This window comes from Aeromonas sp. QDB62 (assembly GCF_027705695.1).
In the GTDB taxonomy this organism is placed as follows: Bacteria; Pseudomonadota; Gammaproteobacteria; order Enterobacterales; family Aeromonadaceae; genus Aeromonas; species Aeromonas allosaccharophila.
Genome location: NZ_JAPDCD010000021.1, coordinates 68507 through 83411, shown reverse-complemented (window position 1 = coordinate 83411; position 14905 = coordinate 68507). Strand labels below are relative to the sequence as shown.

Sequence of the window (14905 nt, the reverse complement as noted above, 5' to 3'; positions counted from 1 at the left end):
TCCGAAACCAATCAACAGGTTTCGGATTTTTACACATCAGGAGGATCGGTCAATGGATCCTTAACTGATCGGCATTAAGCCCGCGAGCTCCCTTTTTCATATACCAGAGGGTCGGGATCAACCGGCCATCTGTTTTTCCTTGATCTCGGCCAGCGTCTTGCAATCGACACAGAGGTCGGCAGTCGGACGGGCTTCCAGACGACGGATACCGATCTCGATACCGCAGTGTTCGCAGTAACCGAAATCATCGTCTTCAAGCAGCTGCAAGGTCTTCTCGATCTTCTTGATCAGCTTGCGTTCACGGTCGCGGGTACGCAGTTCAAGAGCGAACTCTTCTTCTTGCGCGGCACGATCCACGGGATCCGGGAAGTTGGCAGCCTCGTCTTTCATATGGTCGACGGTACGATCAACTTCCTGCATCAGTTGGTTGCGCCAGGCACCCAGGATCTTGCGAAAATGCGCCTTTTGTTGGTCATTCATGTACTCCTCACCCGGCTTTTCCTGGTAAGGCGCGACACCCGCAATGGCCAGGGGGCCCAGAGATTTCCTGTTTTCGCCTGTTGGCATGCCCTGTCTCCTAATTCAGCACGCTACCCGTGCCATCCATAAATTGAGGGCGACATCTATAGCAGAAGGGTAACGGGTAAGCAAACGAGCCGTACCAATAATGTTACCCACTCCAATATTTATGCACTCCCCTCGGGTAACAGGTGACCAGATTCAAATGGGATGAAACCTTGGGCCACCATGCCATGCACCCCAACATGGGGCCGATAGCATAAAATTTCAACCCCCGCCGCAATTGACTGCTCAATTAGCAGACTATAGTGCGGATCTATATGGGTTGCAGGGCGCATCCGGCTTATTCCGGAGTGCAACACCATAAAGAGCAGCACGGCTCTGTGGCCCGCCGCTTTCATCGCCATCAGCTCGCGCAAGTGCTTGGCACCACGGGCGGTGACCGCATCGGGGAAGTAACCCATGCCCAGTTGATCACGCTCGTCGAGCAGGGTCACCGATTTTACCTCGATATAACAATTGCCCTTCTCGTCATCTTCCAGTAGCAGATCGATGCGACTGTTCTCTTCGCCATATTTCACCTCGGTGCGCAACCGGCTGTAACCCGCCAGCGAGGCGATGGCCTCCTGCTCGATAAGCTCGCGGGCGATCTGGTTGGCGCGCGCCGTATTGACGCAGATAAAGTGGCCCGCCGGGCTCTCGGCGATCTCCCAGCTGTTGGGCAGTTTGCGCTTGGGGTTGTCGGAGGTGGAGTACCAGACCCGGGTGCCCGGATCGGCGCAGCCGGTCATGGCACCGGTATTGGCGCAGTGGATGGTGATGACCTCGCCGTTATCGAGTTGCACATCGGTCAGAAAGCGCTTGTAGCGGGCCACCAGCTGGCCCGATTGCAGGGGGGGATCAAAGATCACGGGTTTGCCCTCCGTTGGTCTTCATTATCCAATCCCTCTTTGCTTCTTGCCCGCAGCGGCCAGCAGGCGAGCGGCTCGTAGCGTACCCCGTCCGGGGTCGAGATGGATTGATAGAGGCAGAACTCATCGGCCTGCAGCAGAAAATCGGGGGCAGGCAGGGATGCAGGAGCCTCGCCCGCCTTGCGCGACAGGGTGACATGGGGGCGATAACCCTGCTCGCCATTGCCAAGACGCAGCTTCTCACCGTGGCGGCGCAGCGCCCGGGCCAGCACGTTCAGCTCGTTTGGCCACTCCTTCGGGCCAATCCAGGCGGCCTTGGCCCGACTGAACCAGCCGGTCTCATCCAGCCTGATGGCAAGCGGCGGACAGTGCTGGCGCTCCACGGCGGCGATCAGGCGGCGGGTGGTCACCTCGTCCGCCTCCCCCAGAAAGGCCAGGGTCAGGTGGAGGTTGGCTTGCGGCACCGGCTGACCGGGCCAGGGCTGCTGATCGCGCCAGGCGATGAGCTCGGGAGCGAGCTCCTTGACGGGCAGGGCAAAGAAGAGTTTGGCCATGTGGTGATAATGCCTTTTTCACGCTCATTGGATGGGCCCATTCTATGGCAGCCATCCGGCCATGTCTCGCCAGCCGCCCGAGTGACCATCTCCGCACATCCACTCACGGTGGCGCGGGTGGCTGTGGCAGAATAGGCGCCGTTTTACCGGTTGCTACAGAAGGTGCTCATCGCTTTGTCCCAGCTCCCCATCGTTTCGGTATTGCCCGAACTCTTTGCCGCCCTCGACAGCCACAGCAGCGTGATCTTGCAGGCGCCCCCCGGTGCGGGCAAATCGACCCTGCTGCCGCTGGAGCTGGTGCGCCAGAACCGGCTGCCCGGCCGTATCATCATGCTGGAGCCAAGGCGGCTGGCAGCGCGCAATATCGCCAGCTTTCTGGCGCGCCAGCTGGGGGAGAAGGTGGGCGAGCGCATCGGCCTGCGGGTTCGCGGCGAGAGCCGCACCAGCGCAGCGACCCGGCTCGAGATCGTCACCGAAGGGGTGCTGACCCGGATGTTGCAGCAAGACCCTGAGCTGACCGGCGTCTCGCTGGTGATCTTCGATGAGTTCCACGAACGCAGTCTGCACGCCGATACCGCGCTCGCCTTCGCCATCGAGAGCCAGCAAGGGCTGCGCGATGACCTCAAGCTCTTGGTGATGTCCGCCACTCTGGATGGCATGGCACTCGAGACCTTGTTGCCGGATGCCCCTGTGGTTCGCTCCGAGGGGCGCGGTTTTCCCATCGACTACCACTACCGCCCCGCCAACCGCCAGCAGTGGCTGGAGCCGCAGGTCGGTGCCGTGGTGCTCGAAGCGCTGGCCGCCCACCGCGGCAGCCTGCTGGTCTTTCTGCCGGGACAGGGGGAGATCGAGCGACTGGCGCAATGGTTACAAGGGGGGCTGGCAGACAAACTGCCGGATGATGTGACCCTCGCCCCCCTCTACGGTCGCCTCGACATGGCGGCGCAGCAAGCGGCCATCGAACCGGCGCCTGCGGGCCGCCGTAAGCTGGTGCTCACCACCAATGTGGCGGAGACCTCCCTCACCATCGAGGGGATCTCGGTGGTGATCGACAGCGGGCTGGAGCGACGGGCCTCGTTCGCTCTGAAAAGCGGCGTCACTCGACTGGAGACCCGTCAGATAGCCAAATCCTCCGCCACCCAGCGGGCCGGTCGCGCCGGTCGTCTCGGCCCCGGCGTCTGCTACCGGCTCTGGAGCAGCGAGGTGCAGGAGCGGCTCGCCGAGCAGAGCCCACCAGACATTCTCACTCAGGAGCTGACCGGCCTGCTGCTGGACGCCGCCCAGTGGGGGGCAAAGGTGGAAGATCTGCCGCTATTGGACATGCCTCCCGCCGCCGCGGTGGCCAGCGCCCAGCGGCTGCTGGTGGCCCTTGGCGCCATAAAGCCGGAGGGTGAGCAACAACTCACTCCCGCTGGCCGTGCCATGGCCGCCTTCGGTACCCACCCTCGCCTCGCCCGCATGCTGCTGCGCGCCCGCGAGCTGGAGTCAGAGGGTCTGACAGGGATTGTCGCCGATGCCGCATATCTGGTGGCGTTGCAGGAAGAAGATCTGCGAGGATCGGAGCGCCTCTCGGTGTTGTTCCATCGCCGTCAAAGCGCCCTGCGCCAGAGCGCGGCCCGCTGGTTTGAACGGCTTGGCGCCCGCCCTGCCACTGCGCAGGGTCAGTGGCTCGGGCTGCTCTGCGCCCTCGCCTGGCCGGATCGCATCGGCAAACTGCGCAGCGGCAGTCGCTATCAACTCAGTGGTGGGGTGAGCTGCGATCTGGTAGAAGGTCATCCCTGTCAGGGACAAGCAGCCCTTATCGCCATCGAGATGGGGCAGAACGATCGCGGCAGCCGCATCTTTATCGCCGAACCGGTCGATCTGGACGAGCTGGTACGCCTGCTGCCGGAGCTGGTGAGCGAACGGCAGTGGTTCGACTGGGATGAACGGGAAGAGCGGGTGCGCGCCGAACGCCAGCAGGTGATCGGCGAGCTGGTGCTGAGCCAGCGACCGCTGACCGAACTCTCTGACGAGCAGAAAGGGCGCTGCCTGCTGCAAGGCATTCGCCGCAAGGGGCTGCATGTGCTGCCGTGGGACGAAAGCAGCGAAGGGCTGCTGGCCCGTCTGCGCTGCGCCCGCGACTGGCTGCCCGATGAGGGGTGGCCCGCAATGGACGAGGAAGACCTGCTGGCCACGCTGGAACAGTGGCTGCTGCCAACGGTGAGCGGCATGACCCGGCTGGAGCAGCTGAAGAAGCTCAACCTCGGTGACATCCTGCGCCAATCCCTGCCCTGGCCACTGCCCAAGCGGCTGGACGAGGCGCTGCCGAGCCACTTTGCGGCCCCCACCGGCAGCCGGGTGCGGATCCGTTATCAGCCGGGGCAGGCACCGGTGATCCCGGTGCGTATTCAGGAGATGTTCGGACAAGGTTCGACCCCCTGCGTGGCCGATGGCCGGGTGCCGCTGGTGGTGGAGCTGCTCTCCCCCGCCCAGCGGCCGCTGCAGATCACCGCCGATCTGGCCGCCTTCTGGGCAGGCTCTTACGAGCAGGTGAAAAAAGAGATGAAGGGGCGCTATCCCCGCCACTACTGGCCGGATAATCCGCTGGAGGCGATGCCGACCAGGGTCACCAAGAAGAAGATGGGGATATAGGTTCGATGAACGAAATCTCACCGACCATTTGATGGATAATCGGCCGCGATCGTTCGATTACGCCGCGATGGCAACACAACGAATAATGATGAACAGGTAAAGAGGAACCATGGCAACCCAACGACGCAAGAGCCCTCCCAAGAAGGCCGCTCCCAAACGCACCATCTGGCGCAAGCTGTTCTGGCTTGGCTTCAAGCTCTCCCTGGTGGTGGCGGCCTTTATGGTGGTGTTCGGCATCTATCTGGATACCAAGGTGCGCGAGCGCTTCGATGGCGAGAAGTGGCAGTTGCCGGTGATGGTCTACAGCCGCCCGCTGGAGCTCTACCCCAGCCAGCGCCTGTCGCGAGACCAGATGCTGCGCGAGCTCAACATGCTGAGCTACAAGCAGGTGCGCCAGCCTCACACGCCGGGTGAATACACCATCAACGGCAACCGCATCGAGCTTATTCGCCGTCCGTTCGAGTTCTATGACGGCGCCGACGGGGCCCGTGGCCTGCGCCTCACCTTCAACGGCCCGCGCCTTGAGGGGATCCAGTCGCTGGAGAACCAGCGCCAGCTCGGTTACGCCCAGATGGACCCGGTGCTGCTCGATCGCCTCAATACCGAGGATCGGGAAGATCGCCTGCTGGTGCGCATCGCCGAGGTGCCCGACAGCCTGCTGGTGACCCTGCTCACCACCGAAGATCGCGACTTCTACCAGCATGGCGGCGTCTCGCCGGTGGCCATCATGCGTGCCATGTTCGCCAACCTGATCGCGGGTCGCACCGTGCAGGGGGGCAGTACCCTCACCCAGCAGCTGGCCAAGAACTTCTTCCTGACCCGTGAACGCAGCCTGTGGCGAAAACTGCAGGAAGCCTATATGGCGGTGCTGATCGACTATCGCTACAGCAAGGACGAGATCCTCGAGTCCTATATCAACGAGGTCTATCTGGGGCAGAACTTCTCGCAAGGGGTCTACGGCTTCGGGCTTGCCTCCTACTTCTACTTCGGCATTCCGGTCAACGAGCTGGATATCGATCAGGTCGCCCTGCTGGTCGGTCTGGTGAAAGGCCCCTCCTATTACGATCCCTGGCGCTTCCCGGAGCGGGCCAAGACCCGCCGTGATCTGGTGTTGAAGCTGCTGATGGATCACGGCAGCCTGACCCAGGCCGAATATGAGCTGGCCAGCCGTCAGCCCCTTGGCATCATCGCCCGTGGCCAGATGAGCTATGGTCGCACCCCGGCCTTTATGGGGCTGCTCAAGCGGGAGATCCAGAGCCGCTTCGGCGCCGATCTGCTCAAGCAGTCTGGCCTGAAGATCTTCACCAGTCTCGACCCCATCGCCCAGCATGCCGCCGAGCGGGCGGTCGAATCGGGCCTCGCCGATATCGAAAAACTGCGCGGTAAGAAGAAGCTGGAGGCGGCCATGGTGGTCTCCGACTGGCACAAGGGCGAAGTAGTGGCACTGGTGGGTGGCCGCGATCCCCGCTATGCCGGGTTCAACCGGGCGCTGGATGCCCGCCGCCAGATCGGTTCTCTGGTCAAACCGGCGGTCTACCTCACCGGCCTCTCCAACGGCCTGACGTTGGCGACTCCGCTCAAAGATCAGCCGATCCGCATTCGCGGTCAGGATGGTCAGGTCTGGACGCCGCAAAACTACGATCGCAAGTTCCGCCAGAGCGTGCCGCTGATGGATGCGCTGGCCAGCTCCCTCAACGTGCCGACCGTTAATCTGGGTCTGCAGGTCGGGCTGGAAAAAGTGGTCGATACCCTGCACAAGCTGGGGGTCCAGCAGGAGATCCAGCCCTATCCGTCGCTGGTGTTGGGGGCGGTAGCCCTCTCGCCGATGGAGGTGAACCAGATGTATCTGCCCATCGCCAATCAGGGGCTGACCCAGCCGCTGTCGGCGATCCGCGCCGTGGTCAAGGGGGATGGCAGCCTGCTCTATCAGCATGATCAGACCGCCAAGCGGGTCACCGATCAGCAAGCAAGCTGGCTGACCCTGTTCGCCATGACCAAGACGGTGAGTCAGGGCACGGCCCGCGCGCTCAGTGCCAAGTTCCCCGGCGCCACCATGGCAGCCAAGACCGGCACCACCAACGAGCTGCGCGACTCCTGGTTTGCCGGGATGGACAACAACGAGCTGGTCAGTATCTGGGTCGGGCGCGACGACAACACCCCGGCGGGCTTGACCGGTGCCAGCGGCGCGCTGCAACTCTTTAGCGGCTACATGAGCCAGCGCGGCGTCAACAGTCTGGGATTGAAGATGCCGGAAGGGGTCACCTGGGCCAACTTCTCCCGCGCCAGCGGCACCCGTGTCACCAGCGACTGCCCGGGCAGCCTGCAGGTGCCGGCCAAGGCATCCACCATGGGCTCCCCGGCCGGTTGCGCCAGCAGCGCGACGCCACGCAGTGCGCTGGATGACTGGTTCGGCGGTTTCTTCAACTAGATCAACGACACGGGCAGCGCAGGCTGCCCGTTCACTATGCTGCTGACAAGGAAACACCATGACCTTTCCGCTGTTTGACGCCATCCACCATGTGGCCATCATCGCCAGTGATTACCCACGCTCGCGCCACTTCTACCACGAGGTGCTGGGGCTGCCCATCATCGCCGAGACCCTGCGCGAGGCGCGCCAGTCGTGGAAACTGGATCTGGCCCTGCCGGACGGCAGCCAGCTGGAGCTGTTCAGCTTCCCTGTCACCCCCAGCCGCCCCTCGACGCCCGAGGCGTGCGGCCTGCGCCATCTCGCCTTTCGGGTCAGCGACCTCGACCGGGTCATCGCCCACCTGCTGGCCCATCAGATCGCGGTAGAGCCGGTGCGGGTGGACGAGCTGACCGGCAAGCGCTTCACCTTCTTCGCCGACCCCGACGGTCTGCCGCTGGAGCTCTACGAAGCGCCGCGCTGAGCCTGCGTCGGCCAAACAATCGGCCAAACAAAAAGCCGCCCGGCGAAACCGGACGGCTTTGTCATCTATGAAGCGCTATCAGGCGGTGGTCAGCATGGCGACGGCCAGCGCCATCACCACCATCCCGGCCCAGCCGATGGGCTTGAGTCGCTCACGGAAGATGAGCAGACCGCCAAGTGCGGTACCCAGAATACCGATGGCGCCCCAGGTGGCGTAGGCCACGGCAAGGTCAATCTTGCCACTGCTCACCGCTTCGGAGAGCAGGGTGAAGGCGCCCAGCACCAGCATAATCCCCAACACGCCCCACCCTTTGTAGCGAAAACCCCGCGAGCGGTTGATCGCCATATTGGCACCGATATCCAGCAAAGCCGCGCCAAGCACGATAATTAACGGGTGCATACCGCCTCCTTGCTGTTACGGGTGACTCTCCTGCGCACCGGTTCATCCCCGGTTTCCCCCATGGTCACCATAACAATACCCACTATTGCCAGCGCCAGACCGCTCAGCTCCTGAGCGTTCAGGTCGTAATCGAGGAACAGCACGGAGACGATGGTGATCAGTGCAATCCCCAGCCCCTCCCACAACGCGAAGGCAATACCAATGGAGATTGTTTTGGCGGCTTGAGCCAGTAGTAGATAGGAGAGGGTGATCAGGGCCCACATCGGCAGATAGTTCAGCCATCCTGCGGCATCCTCGGGGATCATCGCCATACTGGATGTCCCCGCCACTTCGGTGAGGATGGCCCCCGTCAAGAATATGCGTGCTAAAAGCATGCGACTGATTAACATAGAATTTTCCTTCTGTTGCTGCGACGGGAGAGATGATAGCCGCAGTCGCGGCTCGGTCAGGAATCGCTGAGCGTCGAATTATCAGACGCTGACGGTTTGCCTTGTTATCCGCGGGCGGGCTAAGGTAATGCCAGAACACTCCGTCATGACCCATCTTCATGAAGCTCTATCAGATAGAACTCTTTGTAGAATCAGCAAACAGTGGTTCCCTCGCCAATACCGCCAGACGACTTGGCAAAAGCCGCAGCGCCGTCAGTACCGCCATCGCCTCCCTTGAGGTGGAGCTAGGCGTCGAACTTTTTGAACGCGGCGCCAATCAGAGTCGCCTGACCGAGATCGGCGAGCTGGTGCTGGATGACTGCAAACGGCTGCTGCAGGCGGCCAACAGCCTCAAGCTCAAGTGTGAACACTACGCCTCCGGCGCCGAGGTGGCACTGCGGGTTGCGCGCGATGACGCAATCCCCGAGCCGGTGTGGCGCGAGATGCTGGCCGCCTTGCGCAGCCAGTTCCCCGGTACCAGTATCTCGCTGGTGCTCGCCTCCCCACCCGAACTGCCTGCGCTGGTGGAAGAGGGTTTCGTCGATGCCGCCTTTGGCCTTATCACCGAGGATCAGGAGCGCAGCGGCCTCAATATCGACCTGCTCAACCCGATCCGCACTCTGATGGTGGTGGCCCCCAGCCATCCGCTGGCCAGCCTGAAGCGGGTGATGCAGCAGGATCTGACCGACCACACCCAGGTCACCCTCTCCTATGTGGATGAATTCTCGGTCAAAAGCCTGCTGCCCATCGGCGGCCAACACATCGGGCTCTCCAGTTTCGAACTGATGCGCGATGCGGTACTCGACGGACTTGGCTGGGCGGTGCTCCCCTCGCCGCTGATCCAGAGCCAGCTGCGGCAGGGCTCCCTACTGACCCTGAAACACAAGTTCAGCCTGCAGTGGCGAGACTACGGCGTCTATCTGGCGGAAAATGCCTACCACGGCAAGGTGCTGGCCTGGTTGAAAAAGTCGATCCAGGCGTATCTGGAGCCTTTTGAATAGAGTAAAAAGAGACAGAGCCCGCTCACGTTCTACAATTATCCGGGTGATCCGACCGGATGTGATCGTGCATACTGTTCACATACTCATTGAGCGCCGGAGGCGTAACCGATATGAGCAGTGCCCAAGACAAGGACGATATCTGGCTGGACGACGACATCATCGAACTCGATGATGAAGAGGTCGTGGTCCCCAAGGCACTCAACCCCTGGCAGGTGCTGATCGTCGATGACGAGCCTGACATTCATCACGCCACCCGCCTGGCCCTCTCCAATATTCACTACAAGTCGCGCCCGCTTGAACTGCTCAATGCTTACAGCGGCGCCGAAGCGGGTCGCATGCTGGAAGCCAATCCCAGAATTGCCCTGATCCTGCTCGATGTGGTGATGGAGACAGAAGATGCCGGTCTGCGACTGGTACACCGGATCCGCAACGAGATGCGCAACTCGCTGGTGCGGATCGTACTGCGTACCGGCCAGCCCGGTCAGGCCCCCGAACAGCGGGTGATCCTCGATTACGACATCAACGACTACAAGACCAAGACCGAGCTGACGGTGCAAAAGCTCTACACTACCGTCATCGCCTCCCTGCGCTCTTACGAAACCCTCAGCGCCATCGACAAGAGCCGCCAGGGGCTCGGCAAAATTCTGGAAGGGGCGGGCGATCTCTATCATCTTCATTCACTCAAGGAGTTCGCCTCCGGTGTGCTGAAACAGATCAGCGCCATTCTCGATGTGGGCACCGAAGGGGCCATCTGCGCCGAGCGGCGTCCCGATCAACATGGCCTGGAGATCCTGGCCGCGACCGGTGACTACGAAGGGCTGCTGGAAGAGCAGCTCCTTGAGGACTTTCCGGCACTGCACGAGTCGGTGATAAAGGCGTTGAACGAACGCTGCAACCGCTTCGAGCATCCGCAGGACTCCCTCTATATAGCCGCCCAGAACGGGCGCGAGTTCGTGCTGAGCTTCACTCCGACCCAGCCTCTCGACCCACTCGAATGCGATCTGCTGGATGTCTTCTGCCAGCGCATCTCGGCGGCCTACGACAACCTCTACCTCTATAACCAGCTGCTGCGCGCCCAGGAGGCCACCGTGGTGGCGCTGGCGGCGCTGGCGGAGTTTCGCGACTCCGATACCGGTGAGCATGTGCTGCGGGTGCAAAAACTCTCCGATGCACTGGTGGAAGAGCTGCAACAGATGGCTGTATATCCCGAGCAGCTGACCCCGGAGTTTGTCGAGATGATAGGCATGGCCTCCATCCTGCACGACGTGGGCAAGGTGGGCACCCCGGATCATATCCTGCACAAGCCCGGCCGTTTCGACCCGGAAGAGCGGGCCATCATGGAGCAACATGCCGATATCGGTGCCAATATTCTGTACAAGGCGGGCGAGATGGTGGAGGGAACCAGCTACCTCTCGCTGGGAGCCGAGATCGCCCGGGGCCACCATGAGCACTTCGATGGCAAGGGCTATCCGGAACAGCTGGCTGGCCAGCAGATCCCGCTGTCGGCGCGGATCGTGGCGGTGGTCGATGTGTTCGACGCCCTGCTCAGCAAGCGCCCCTACAAGGAGCCCTGGACGCTGGCGCAGACCATGGAGTATATCCAGTCCCGCTCCGGCACCCAGTTTGACCCTCAAGTGGTGGCAGCCCTGTCGCGGCTGGTCAATGAGTCGAGGCTCCCCTACTCGCTCTGATCCACCTGTTTCACTCGCCACTCACCATGCTCTGCCGATGACCAAGATCACCGGCAGGGCATCAAAACTGCCGCTTTGTTGCATCCAGAACACATCAAAGCACCGTAAACCGGAAACATATCTCTTCTTTGGCCGCGATATCCGCTGAAATATGGTCATTTAACATCACATCGCTATAATATCGGCCTGCAAACCTGATACTAACAACGAAGGAAATATCATGAGCCTGAACCTGGTACCGGCCGGCAAGAGCCTGCCCGACGATATCTATGTCATCATCGAAATCCCGCAGAATGCCGACCCGATCAAATACGAAGTAGACAAGGACAGCGGCGCAATTTTCGTCGATCGCTTCATGTCTACCCCGATGTTCTATCCGTGCAACTACGGCTACGTGAACGCGACGCTCTCTCTGGATGGTGACCCCGTCGACGTACTGGTTCCAACCCCCTACCCGCTGCTGGCAGGCTCCGTCATTCGCTGCCGCCCGGTTGGCGTGCTGAAGATGACCGACGAGTCTGGCGAAGATGCCAAGATCGTTGCCGTGCCGCACTCCAAGCTGACCAAGCAATACGACCACATCCAGGATGTGAACGATCTGCCGGAACTGCTGCGCGCCCAGATCCAGCACTTCTTCGAGCGCTACAAAGAGCTGGAAGCGGGCAAATGGGTCAAGGTGGAAGGTTGGGGCGACAAGGCCGCTGCCGAAGCCGAGATCAAGACCTCTGCCGAGCGTTACGCTGCCAAGTAAGCGTTATCCGGTATGCAAAAAGGCGCCTTATGGCGCCTTTTTTGTCGGTATTTGCGGCAGCTGACCGGCTGCATCTCCGGCAGGATTGCCCTGAATATATATTTCACGGCCATCTTTCTGGTAGGGACGATAGTAATCACCGCCACAGCGATAGCCGCCGCCCGGCTGGCTCATCAGTTCGCAGTTGACCGGCAACACCTCCAGCCACTTGATGGCCTGCTGGAAGCGCAGCCACTCCTGCCATTCGTGTTCGCGCGCCAGCTGATCGCGCAGGGCAAAGGTATCCGCAACGGACATCCCCTTGTTGACGATCACCTGACCCGCCATGGCTGGCAGGCTGAGCAGCCCAAACAGCATTATGATCCAAGGCTTCATAACCCCTCCAGAATGACTTAATTTCACAATTAAATTAAAAGTCACATCAATCTGTTATCCAGATCACAAAACGAAACATCACCAAAGTGGTGCCGGCTCACCTAGTTGTTAATTATCGTCCACGGCAGGAAGCACCACTATGAAGCCGATCCCCGCGCTGTTGCTCAGCCTCACTCTCTGCACCACCCTTGGCACCACAAGCAACGCCAGCGAAATCAACATGAGCTGGCAGTGGCAATCCACCGATGGCCAGCGCAAGCACTTCCAGCTGACCACCGACGATCAGGTGATGGCCGCCAGTCGCCACGAGATGAGCCTGCTGGAGGCCTCCCTCACCAATCCGCTGGAGACGCTCTACGCCTACATCAGCCCGCGCCTCTACAACAGCATCAACCTGATCAACCAGAGCAGCCCCGAGACCGCCACCAAGTTTCGCAATCTGGAGCAGGCCTTCACCCTGCGGGACAACAGCATGGAGTCGCTGCTGTTCTGGCAAGCCTACCAGCAGTATCAGGAGGATGCCTTCTACCAGATGAGGGTGGTGCCCTGCGTCCATCCGGCCAATCGCAAGCTGCCTTGCGTGCGACCCGATTACTCCCAGCTCTTCTACCACTTCAAGGGTCAGCTCAAGCCGCTGGCGCAGCAGTTTGCCGCCAAGGATCTCGCCACCAGCGTCAGCCTGCTGCAGGAGTGGTTGAATGCCATCCCTACCCAGCCGGAGCAGCTGGATCACTTCGCGCCGCCGCTGCAGGCACTACAGGATAACAAGGCCGACAGCGACGAGAAGGCGCTGTTGATGGCCAGCCTGCTGGCGGAGTTGGCCCCGCAATATGTGCTCAGCATCATCTATCCGGATATCAGCATCGGCAGCGTCTCCCCTGCCTGGCTGGCCATTACGGCAGATAGTGGCGTACCCGGTGATGTGGTGGTGATCAACAATCAGCGCCATGTGCTGCTGACCGGCTCGTCCCTGCTGGCCCAACAGATGACCATGGCCAAGATCCCTCTCATCAGCGAGTCGCTCTACTGACGCAGACAGCTCAGACCAGCAGCCAATTCATTGATTTTTATCGATGTCATGCCATCCTAGCCGCCCTTGCCAGCCAACCTCCTGACTGGCGGGGCGCCGACGCTTCTGAACCGCGATCTTATTTAACACTTTTTAAACAGATCCGATCAGTTTAGGATGAAGCTCGCCCATTCCCTCAATCCGAAACTCGTTATAACATAACAAATGGAGTGTCATCAGGATGAAACATCTGGTACTTACTTTGGCGCTGCTGCCATCTCTGGTCTTTGCTCACAACGTCAAGGATGGCAACCCGGTGCCGCTGGTCAATATCAGTGACAAGGGTGAGCTGGTACTGAACGGCAAGGATATCGGCTACCAACCGTGGCAGAGCACCTCGCTCACCGGCAAGGTATTCCTGATCCAGCATATTGCCGGTCGCTCCAGTGCCAAGGAGCTGAACGCCCCGATGATCGAGGCGATCAAGGCCGCCAAGCTGCCCCATGACAAGTATCAGACCGTCACCGTCATCAACAGCAATGACGCCATCTGGGGCACCTCCGGCTTCGTGAAGAGCAGCGCCGAGGACAGCAAGAAAGAGTTCCCCTGGTCCGCCATGGTGCTGGATGCCAAGGGCATGGCGCGCAACGCCTGGGATCTGACGCCGGAAAGCTCGGCGATCATTCTGCTGGATAAAGAGGGCAAGGTGCTGTTTGCCAAAGATGGCCAGCTCGATGCCAACAACATTGCTACCGTGATGGGGCTCATCAAGTCCCATCTCTAAGTCAGAGAGAAAGGGCGCTGATGGCGCCCTTTCCATAAGGGTCTATGGGTCGTATCAAGCTGAAAATCTGGATCTTGCTGCTGGGCTGGTTATGGCTGCAGCCTGCCCTTGCCCGGCATCAGCTTGAATCCGCCCTGCCCGGTCACGACGACCATCACTGCCTGATTTGCGCCCTCCATCTGGATGGCAAGCAGGTCATCACCGCCACCCCCTATTGTTTCCCCAGTGCGACTGCGGCTCTGCCCGCTGTTGCAACCATGCAACGATCGGCGGATACCGCCACGCTGCACAGCTATGTCATCCGGGCACCGCCAGCCTCTGCTTTTCTCTATCCCTTTGTTTAATTTCGCTATTTTTTTTGAAAAAGGATTAAAGATGAAAGCAGTTACTCTGTTGCTGGCCGCAGCGGCCTTTGGCGCACACGCAAATCACGACGAACACGAGAGCCACAGCCACGGTGCCCACGAGCATGGCCACGGTCACCTCAATCTGGTGGTCGATGGCGATCAGCTGATGATCGAGCTGCAGGCCCCTGCTGCCGATCTGGTGGGCTTCGAGCACGCCGCCAAGAGCGATGAAGAGAAGGCGCAGTATGCCAAGGCGGTCGCCCGCCTCCAGCAGCCTGACGCCCTGTTCCGCTTCGACCCGGCCGCTGGCTGCAAACTGACCCGGCAGGAGCTGCAAGCCGCCAAAGAAGAGCATGATCACGACCATGACCATGACCATGACAAGGCTGCCAGCGACGAGCATGAACACCACCATGATCATGACGAAGCGGGTCACGCCGACATGGGCGCCATGTACACCTACACCTGCGCCACGCCCGCCAAACTGACCGGCCTTGAGGCGACCCTGTTCAGCGTCTATCCGAGCCTTGAGAAGCTGAGCGTGCAGGGGATCCTGCCCACCGGCCAGACCGCAGGCGAGCTGACCCCATCCGCTAACAAGCTGAGCTGGTAAC

16 protein-coding genes are annotated in these 14905 nt (G+C 60.9%); 10 read left to right on the top strand and 6 right to left on the bottom strand.

The window, feature by feature from the left end:
* Nucleotides 1-117: 117 nt before the first annotated feature.
* From dksA to thpR, 3 genes are all read right to left on the bottom strand, one after another.
* Nucleotides 118-567, bottom strand: coding sequence for an RNA polymerase-binding protein DksA (gene dksA / locus OKC27_RS12275; RefSeq protein ID WP_005335644.1), 450 nt, complete (start codon nt 565-567; stop codon nt 118-120).
* A gap of 119 nt (nt 568-686) precedes the next feature.
* Nucleotides 687-1430, bottom strand: a complete 744-nt coding sequence (gene sfsA / locus OKC27_RS12270; protein ID WP_270806323.1) for a DNA/RNA nuclease SfsA — start codon at nt 1428-1430, stop codon at nt 687-689.
* The gene (gene thpR, locus OKC27_RS12265; RefSeq protein ID WP_270806322.1) at nt 1427-1984 is read right to left on the bottom strand and encodes an RNA 2',3'-cyclic phosphodiesterase; all 558 of its coding nucleotides are present in this window, start codon (nt 1982-1984) and stop codon (nt 1427-1429) included. Before thpR ends, sfsA begins: the two co-directional genes overlap by 4 nt.
* A gap of 174 nt (nt 1985-2158) precedes the next feature.
* Between thpR and hrpB the strand changes: the two genes are divergently transcribed.
* From hrpB to gloA2, 3 genes are all read left to right on the top strand, one after another.
* Nucleotides 2159-4618 carry an ATP-dependent helicase HrpB gene (gene hrpB / locus OKC27_RS12260; protein ID WP_270806321.1) on the top strand — a complete coding sequence of 820 codons (2460 nt, stop codon included), beginning with the start codon at nt 2159-2161 and terminating at the stop codon, nt 4616-4618.
* 109 nt (nt 4619-4727) lie between these two features.
* Nucleotides 4728-7046 (top strand): penicillin-binding protein 1B, encoded by a 2319-nt coding sequence (gene mrcB, locus OKC27_RS12255; protein ID WP_042656628.1) that lies wholly within the window; start codon nt 4728-4730, stop codon nt 7044-7046.
* 58 nt (nt 7047-7104) lie between these two features.
* Nucleotides 7105-7506 (top strand): SMU1112c/YaeR family gloxylase I-like metalloprotein, encoded by a 402-nt coding sequence (gloA2, locus tag OKC27_RS12250; RefSeq protein ID WP_270806320.1) that lies wholly within the window; start codon nt 7105-7107, stop codon nt 7504-7506.
* 78 nt (nt 7507-7584) lie between these two features.
* On the opposite strand, the gene OKC27_RS12245 is transcribed toward gloA2, so the two are convergent.
* Together OKC27_RS12245 and OKC27_RS12240 are read right to left on the bottom strand one after the other, a co-directional pair.
* Nucleotides 7585-7905: an SMR family transporter gene (locus tag OKC27_RS12245; protein WP_058052527.1), complete on the bottom strand. Its 321-nt coding sequence runs from the start codon at nt 7903-7905 to the stop codon at nt 7585-7587.
* Entirely contained in the window at nt 7893-8294 is a 402-nt protein-coding gene (locus OKC27_RS12240) for an SMR family transporter (protein ID WP_042063140.1), read from the bottom strand. The genes OKC27_RS12245 and OKC27_RS12240 overlap by 13 nt, the downstream gene beginning before the upstream one ends.
* A gap of 158 nt (nt 8295-8452) precedes the next feature.
* Here OKC27_RS12240 and OKC27_RS12235 point away from each other — a divergent pair, with 158 nt between their 5' ends.
* The 3 genes from OKC27_RS12235 (at nt 8453) to ppa (ending at nt 11776) form a co-directional block, all read left to right on the top strand.
* Entirely contained in the window at nt 8453-9334 is an 882-nt protein-coding gene (locus tag OKC27_RS12235) for a LysR family transcriptional regulator (RefSeq protein ID WP_042079961.1), read from the top strand.
* Between the two features lie 110 nt (nt 9335-9444).
* On the top strand, nt 9445-11025 hold the full coding sequence (locus OKC27_RS12230) for a DUF3369 domain-containing protein (RefSeq protein WP_270806319.1): 1581 nt from the start codon (nt 9445-9447) through the stop codon (nt 11023-11025).
* A 220-nt stretch (nt 11026-11245) separates the two neighbouring features.
* Nucleotides 11246-11776: an inorganic diphosphatase gene (gene ppa / locus OKC27_RS12225; RefSeq protein ID WP_033137821.1), complete on the top strand. Its 531-nt coding sequence runs from the start codon at nt 11246-11248 to the stop codon at nt 11774-11776.
* 27 nt (nt 11777-11803) lie between these two features.
* On the opposite strand, the gene OKC27_RS12220 is transcribed toward ppa, so the two are convergent.
* Nucleotides 11804-12151 (bottom strand): hypothetical protein, encoded by a 348-nt coding sequence (locus OKC27_RS12220; RefSeq protein WP_270806318.1) that lies wholly within the window; start codon nt 12149-12151, stop codon nt 11804-11806.
* 139 nt (nt 12152-12290) lie between these two features.
* On the opposite strand from OKC27_RS12220, the gene OKC27_RS12215 reads away from it, so the two are divergent.
* The 4 genes from OKC27_RS12215 to OKC27_RS12200 all read left to right on the top strand — a co-directional run bounded on the left by OKC27_RS12215 (nt 12291) and on the right by OKC27_RS12200 (nt 14904).
* Nucleotides 12291-13181 carry a hypothetical protein gene (locus OKC27_RS12215; protein ID WP_270806317.1) on the top strand — a complete coding sequence of 297 codons (891 nt, stop codon included), beginning with the start codon at nt 12291-12293 and terminating at the stop codon, nt 13179-13181.
* A gap of 220 nt (nt 13182-13401) precedes the next feature.
* On the top strand, nt 13402-13944 hold the full coding sequence (locus OKC27_RS12210; RefSeq protein ID WP_197927730.1) for a YtfJ family protein: 543 nt from the start codon (nt 13402-13404) through the stop codon (nt 13942-13944).
* A gap of 44 nt (nt 13945-13988) precedes the next feature.
* The gene (locus OKC27_RS12205; RefSeq protein WP_270806316.1) at nt 13989-14288 is read left to right on the top strand and encodes a DUF2607 family protein; all 300 of its coding nucleotides are present in this window, start codon (nt 13989-13991) and stop codon (nt 14286-14288) included.
* Between the two features lie 31 nt (nt 14289-14319).
* Nucleotides 14320-14904 carry a DUF2796 domain-containing protein gene (locus OKC27_RS12200; RefSeq protein WP_270806315.1) on the top strand — a complete coding sequence of 195 codons (585 nt, stop codon included), beginning with the start codon at nt 14320-14322 and terminating at the stop codon, nt 14902-14904.
* Nucleotide 14905 lies beyond the last annotated feature (1 nt).

Bases quoted from the DNA above. Each gene is read 5' to 3' on its own strand.
- dksA (WP_005335644.1), bottom strand. From the start codon at position 567: ATGCCAACAGGCGAAAACAGGAAATCTCTGGGCCCCCTGGCCATTGCG.
- thpR (WP_270806322.1), bottom strand. From the start codon at position 1,984: ATGGCCAAACTCTTCTTTGCCCTGCCCGTCAAGGAGCTCGCTCCCGAG.
- mrcB (WP_042656628.1), top strand. From the start codon at position 4,728: ATGGCAACCCAACGACGCAAGAGCCCTCCCAAGAAGGCCGCTCCCAAA.
- gloA2 (WP_270806320.1), top strand. From the start codon at position 7,105: ATGACCTTTCCGCTGTTTGACGCCATCCACCATGTGGCCATCATCGCC.
- OKC27_RS12245 (WP_058052527.1), bottom strand. From the start codon at position 7,905: ATGCACCCGTTAATTATCGTGCTTGGCGCGGCTTTGCTGGATATCGGT.
- OKC27_RS12240 (WP_042063140.1), bottom strand. From the start codon at position 8,294: ATGTTAATCAGTCGCATGCTTTTAGCACGCATATTCTTGACGGGGGCC.
- OKC27_RS12235 (WP_042079961.1), top strand. From the start codon at position 8,453: ATGAAGCTCTATCAGATAGAACTCTTTGTAGAATCAGCAAACAGTGGT.
- OKC27_RS12230 (WP_270806319.1), top strand. From the start codon at position 9,445: ATGAGCAGTGCCCAAGACAAGGACGATATCTGGCTGGACGACGACATC.
- ppa (WP_033137821.1), top strand. From the start codon at position 11,246: ATGAGCCTGAACCTGGTACCGGCCGGCAAGAGCCTGCCCGACGATATC.
- OKC27_RS12220 (WP_270806318.1), bottom strand. From the start codon at position 12,151: ATGAAGCCTTGGATCATAATGCTGTTTGGGCTGCTCAGCCTGCCAGCC.
- OKC27_RS12215 (WP_270806317.1), top strand. From the start codon at position 12,291: ATGAAGCCGATCCCCGCGCTGTTGCTCAGCCTCACTCTCTGCACCACC.
- OKC27_RS12210 (WP_197927730.1), top strand. From the start codon at position 13,402: ATGAAACATCTGGTACTTACTTTGGCGCTGCTGCCATCTCTGGTCTTT.
- OKC27_RS12205 (WP_270806316.1), top strand. From the start codon at position 13,989: ATGGGTCGTATCAAGCTGAAAATCTGGATCTTGCTGCTGGGCTGGTTA.
- OKC27_RS12200 (WP_270806315.1), top strand. From the start codon at position 14,320: ATGAAAGCAGTTACTCTGTTGCTGGCCGCAGCGGCCTTTGGCGCACAC.